The sequence below is a fragment of the Propionivibrio sp. genome, assembly GCF_041441355.1.
Lineage (GTDB): Bacteria > Pseudomonadota > Gammaproteobacteria > Burkholderiales > Rhodocyclaceae > Propionivibrio.
This window is the reverse complement of record NZ_JASDTF010000008.1, coordinates 1-4,929: the sequence shown is the minus strand read 5'-3', so window position 1 is coordinate 4,929 and position 4,929 is coordinate 1. Positions and strand designations below refer to the sequence as shown.

6 protein-coding genes are annotated in these 4,929 nt (G+C 59.8%); 1 reads left to right on the top strand and 5 read right to left on the bottom strand.

Features of this window, described 5'->3' with window-relative positions:
- The 5 genes from QMB55_RS02955 to QMB55_RS02935 form a co-directional block, all read right to left on the bottom strand.
- A partial coding sequence (locus QMB55_RS02955; RefSeq protein WP_497587169.1) for a hypothetical protein occupies positions 1-979 on the bottom strand: 979 nt, incomplete at its 3' end.
- Positions 980-1,132: 153 nt separating this feature from the next.
- Complete coding sequence (locus tag QMB55_RS02950) at positions 1,133-1,522, bottom strand: hypothetical protein (RefSeq protein WP_247734495.1); 390 nt, start codon at positions 1,520-1,522, stop codon at positions 1,133-1,135.
- 187 nt (positions 1,523-1,709) lie between these two features.
- Positions 1,710-2,690, bottom strand: coding sequence for an HD domain-containing protein (locus QMB55_RS02945; protein WP_287367193.1), 981 nt, complete (start codon positions 2,688-2,690; stop codon positions 1,710-1,712).
- On the bottom strand, positions 2,683-4,011 hold the full coding sequence (locus QMB55_RS02940) for an Arm DNA-binding domain-containing protein (RefSeq protein ID WP_497587168.1): 1,329 nt from the start codon (positions 4,009-4,011) through the stop codon (positions 2,683-2,685). Before QMB55_RS02940 ends, QMB55_RS02945 begins: the two co-directional genes overlap by 8 nt.
- A gap of 10 nt (positions 4,012-4,021) precedes the next feature.
- Positions 4,022-4,234 carry a hypothetical protein gene (locus QMB55_RS02935; protein ID WP_497587167.1) on the bottom strand — a complete coding sequence of 71 codons (213 nt, stop codon included), beginning with the start codon at positions 4,232-4,234 and terminating at the stop codon, positions 4,022-4,024.
- Positions 4,235-4,379: 145 nt separating this feature from the next.
- Between QMB55_RS02935 and QMB55_RS02930 the strand changes: the two genes are divergently transcribed.
- Positions 4,380-4,631 (top strand): helix-turn-helix domain-containing protein, encoded by a 252-nt coding sequence (locus tag QMB55_RS02930; RefSeq protein ID WP_497587166.1) that lies wholly within the window; start codon positions 4,380-4,382, stop codon positions 4,629-4,631.
- Positions 4,632-4,929: the final 298 nt, after the last annotated feature.

The window sequence follows — 4,929 nt, the reverse complement described above, 5'->3', positions numbered from 1 at the left end:
AGAGGTCACACTCGGAGATTTCTGGCGAGTCAAGTAACTCCCCTGTGGTGAGCGCTGCTGGATTTGCCTGCTGCATTCTTCGGAGCCAAACCGCCAAGAACTGAGGCAGCGGGCGCGGAAGGATCCGGCTCGCCGCAACGCTCCCGGCACCCCGCGCACGTCGGGCATGCGGCCCAACCGCGTTCAGATCAAACACGTAGAGCCCAGACTCGATGTCGATCGCTGCACTCCAATCCCCAGTCCACCGCGACAGAAGAGGCAACGTGCGGGTCAGCTCAACGCTCAGCCCCGTCAGCAACACCAGAGCTTGCAGGACCGCGCGCGCGTCATCATCCTCGACGCGCGCGCGCAAAAACTCGCATGCTTTGACGAACTGAGATGACTCAAGGGCTCGATGCGAGGCCCGCGCTTGTTGCGTGTGTTCGCCCGAATAGTGGAACCGCGCCCGGTAATAGCTCATGACCCTCGCTGGCTGCGACTTCTCGACTAGGGCCGCTGACGATGCTGAGAATCGAACCTTTGCGTCATGCAGGATCTTGTATACGAGCGGATCGGCATCAGCCCTTTCACCCGCTTCAACAAGCTCTCTCAACCGGTTTGCCCGGCCCGGAGGGAACGTCCGTCCCTCAAGCACACCGTTGACAATCTCGGCACCGATTGCAGCCAGCAGGTCCGCTTGGACCTCCTCCGTGATAGTCAATACCAGGCGCCACGCTGGGTACTTGGCGAGGCGCCGCCACAGCACCGACGAGGCGTTTCTTTTCGAGCCCGATGTAGGCAGCGTCAGCTCGGCGCACAACTCACGCAAGAGAAAGTCTGGCTCCGTGATCCACTGTCCGAGCGCCATAACCGCCAGTGCAGCCCCCCCGAGCGCTTGTTCAAGCGCAGGTTGGTCAGCTGGGGGACGAAGGGTCAGCAGCACGCGGCGCAGAGTCTCGCCCGAAACCGAGCCGAGATCACTATTCCTCTCTCTGTCCATTGTTAGTAATCCGGGTTAAGAGAGGTCCAGCGTACCGCGAGCGACAAGGTCACTCTTGTTCGTAAAGCACGGGTTTTTGGGGGTTTTGTGAGGAAGTCCCCCAAACGCCCCCGAGGTAAGCTGAGGGCCCTTCGGCCCCCATGTGCGCATCACTCAGCGGTCGTAGGCTTTGCTCAGAACCTGCGATGCGGACAGTTCGATCTCGAGGTCGCCGTCATCTCGGCGGAGCAAGACACGGCCACTTGCACTGTCCTGACCGAACCTGAACCGGGCACGCACTGTACACAGTCGCTCGCCCACGCCCTCGAGTCGGTGCACGGTGGCGCCATGCGTTTCAAGGATGCGACAACCGCTGTCCTTCAGAACCAACTCGCCATCAAGCAGCCGCGTTGCGTACCAGCCGGCCCAACCCAGCAGCGCCAGGGGAATGACAAGCGGGACCACAATCAGCGCGATGACAAAGTAGCTGCTGTCCGTCCATCTCCGCTGCGAGCGGCCATCATCACGAGCCAACGCCTCAGGACGATCCTTTTTCTCTTCCATGTGTTCAACTCCTTGACCTTATGTATTTGCGCGTAACACCTGAAACTCAACAGCCTCCCTCCGACTGCTCCCGCAAGAGGAAGACACGATTCACGCTACCCCAGAGACGCAGATGTTCAAGGGCACACAAAGACGCCCGGGCAAACCGAACCGTGTGCCTTCGATCACCACCGTTGTGCATTGACCGCTATGCCAGTGCAGTCACCACGAACGGGCGCGCTCCCAGATGGCGGTGGTACCGGCCAAACCCGGGCTGCCTGGGGGCACATCGGTTAATCAGATCGCTTTGCCCCGAAAGGCGATCCGCGGCGCTCAAGAGGATGGCCTCCAGGCTCTGCGGCTCTCTCAGACCAAGCCAAGCAGGCGCCCCTTTCGCGCAACCCAGCACGTGCATGAGAGCAAGGTAGTGCTGTTCGTCGATCAAAACGCGGTGCTGTGCCTGTGCGGCCGCAATCCATTCAATGACGGTCAGGCGATGCCCTACCAGTCTCCCTCGCGCCGATAACTCGAGATTGCGATAGCCCAACCTGTACTCGTCAGCCTTTCCGGCGTCGTGGAGGAAGGCTGCAAGGATGAGAATGCCCAGGTCAATCCGCCTTTCATGCAGACCAAGGCCCACGGCGCGCTCGACCACGTCGACGATGTGCCGCAGATTTCCACTCCGGCCCACGTGATGGCCCGCAAGCGAACTCGGGCCATTGAGATAGCGACGAAATCGATCGCCCTGCCAGAAGATGGCATTGAACAGATGCCTTAAGGATGGCGATAGCCCGTCCCAGTACCCGCCGGCACGTCTGAGAAGCGCACGGTCACCGAGCCAGCTCGGCGGCACCGTGTCAAAGAGGTTCAGCGATGGCTCGGGCCGCTCGAGCGGAACCAGGCGCGCAATGCGCACCGCGCCCTTGGTGGAGGTCGGACGTCCCAGCCACCTGATGCTTACCAGGCCGCCGGTAACAATCCGAACATCCACGCTGCGCGACAACCACTCCACTGTCAGACTCGCCCGCTCGTGAAAGAGTACAGCCCGATTCATCTTGTCGTGGCCGTCAAAGTACAGTCTCGTGATTGACTGGACCCGGAACGCCAGCGGCAGATGCTGCACGACAAGATCGTCCCCAACAGGCAGTGCATGCACCGCCAAGGTCGCGACGTAATGGCGCTCATTCATGATCAGCCCCCTCGAGCGCGCCCGACAGCGAGCCGTCAGCATCCGTATGTTCATTCGCGTCGGCCGACTTCTCGACACCACCACCGATGGTTTGCGCGAGCAAACGCTCGAAGGCCGAGCCATCCTGGCGCGTGAGGTTCGGCACGTAGCGGCTGTAGACCTTGAAGAGCATCTCCGTGCTGGTATGCCCCATCTGCCGGGCGATCCATTCCGGGTTCTCGCCCGCAGCCAGCCATAATGTGGCCGCGGTATGTCGTGTCTGGTAAGGACGTCGCGCTTTCAGCCCAAGGTGGCGCAGCAGGGGATACCAGACCCGCTTGGTGACGTTGTTGTGATCGAGCGGACTTCCATCGCGAGAGCAGAACACGTATTTGCCCAGCCGCGCCGTCCTTGCCCGCTGGCGCTGCAGCGCTTCGAGCACCAACTGACTCATGCGGATGTCGCGAATCGACTCGGTGGTCTTGGCCTCGTCCTCTTGCTCCCCCATGACGCGCGTCTCTCGAATCAGGATCAGTCGATGCTCGAAGTCGACGTACTCCCACTTGAGCCCATCGACCTCGCCGGTGCGCATGCCGGTGAAGAATCGCACCGTGAAGTAGTCCCGGAAATCCTCGCGCACTGTCTTGAGAATCTGCTTGACCTCCTCGAGCGTAAAGGGCTGCACCTCGCTCTTGGGGATCTTGAGCGGTTTGATGTTGTAGAAGGGACAGATAAACTGAAAGCGGTCGGAGGCTTCCTTCAAAATCAACCCGACGATGTTCATGATCGCGTTGATGCGGCGGGGTGACAGCGTCTCCTTCTTCCGTCCGGGGACTTTGGCGAGTTCGGAACGGAATTGAAGCAGTTCTTCCCGAGCGATGCTTCCGACCACCCGCTCACCGAAGCGCGGGAGCAGGTACTTCTGCACGATATCGTCGACCGTGCGCCGGTAGGAACGACGCCAGGCCACCTCGTTTTCAGAGATCCAGGTTGCGGCGAATTGCTCGAATCGTGGCGTCTCACGTGCAACCGCTCCCCACTGAGCAGCAAACGGTGCCCCGATAGGCATCGCAGCCGGCAAAGGCGGAGCGACTGTGACGACCGCTTGCGCTTCTACCCGGCCTCCGTGGGCTTTTGAGTTCTTCTTGCTGCCAGGGAAGAAGCTGGCGTAGTCGAAGGTGCCAGCGGCAATCTCTGCATCAAGGCGCTGAAGTACCTTTCCCAAGCGCTTTCGATTGAGCGCGGTGTCGTCCAAGTCCGTTTGCTCCCGGCACCTTTTCCCCTCGACACGAAAATCTAGGAACAGCTTGCCGTTGTCAGATCTGGTTCTGATCGTACCCATGGCGAGCCCCTCAAGCCGCAAACGGGTTGTCAAGCGAGGAGCGCTTCATGTCGCGCTCAATCCGCTCCCAAAGGTAGAGAATCTTCCGGCCACCGAAGGGCCGGAAGTAATGCACCCCTTCGATCAGCACCGCATCCTTCAAACGCTCTCGAATTGTCCTCGCGTCGTACTTGATACGTTGTGCCAGCTCATCAGTAGTGAGGTAGGTGGCCTGCTCAGTCATGGTTGCTCTCCTGTAAAATTTAGCTGCTGGAGTAGTTCATAAAGAGCCGACAAGGACTCTTTTGCTCTACTGCAGATCAATTTAACGCATAGAAAGCAACTTTCAAGTGGGCAATTTGCCCTGCTGAAGATCTTTCGGGGGATCGATGATTAAGTGCCACCTGTCGCGAGTCTTAGGCGAGCGCCGTCTAAAGATCTCCGAGGTATCGCGAGACACAGGTATCAATCGCGGAACGCTCACTCGCCTCTATCACGAAACCGCAGAGCGGCTCGAGCTCGACGTCCTAGACGGACTATGCAGGTATTTGGATTGCTCATTGCACGAGCTTCTCGAGTACGTCCCCGATAGAGCTAACGGTACCGAGAGCCTCAGCATGGATCGCGGCCACGAGGAATAGCGAAGCCAAAGGGGATCCAAGCGGTCTACGCAGGCCTCACCCTGGCTCGGCAAGGAAGAACGGCGACAAGGCAATGAACGCCACGTGTCCCGGAAGTCGGGATTGTCAGCGCAGACCGGCGCCAGCCCCTTGGGCACGGGATGGGCACAGCGTGGGCACAAGATGGGCACCGTGCCCAAGGGGCACAAGACGCAAAAAAGCCAACCACCGTTAAGTGATTGGCTTTAATGACTTTTTTTGGTTGCGGGGGCAGGATTTGAACCTGCGACCTTCGGGTTATGAGCCCGACGAGCTGCCA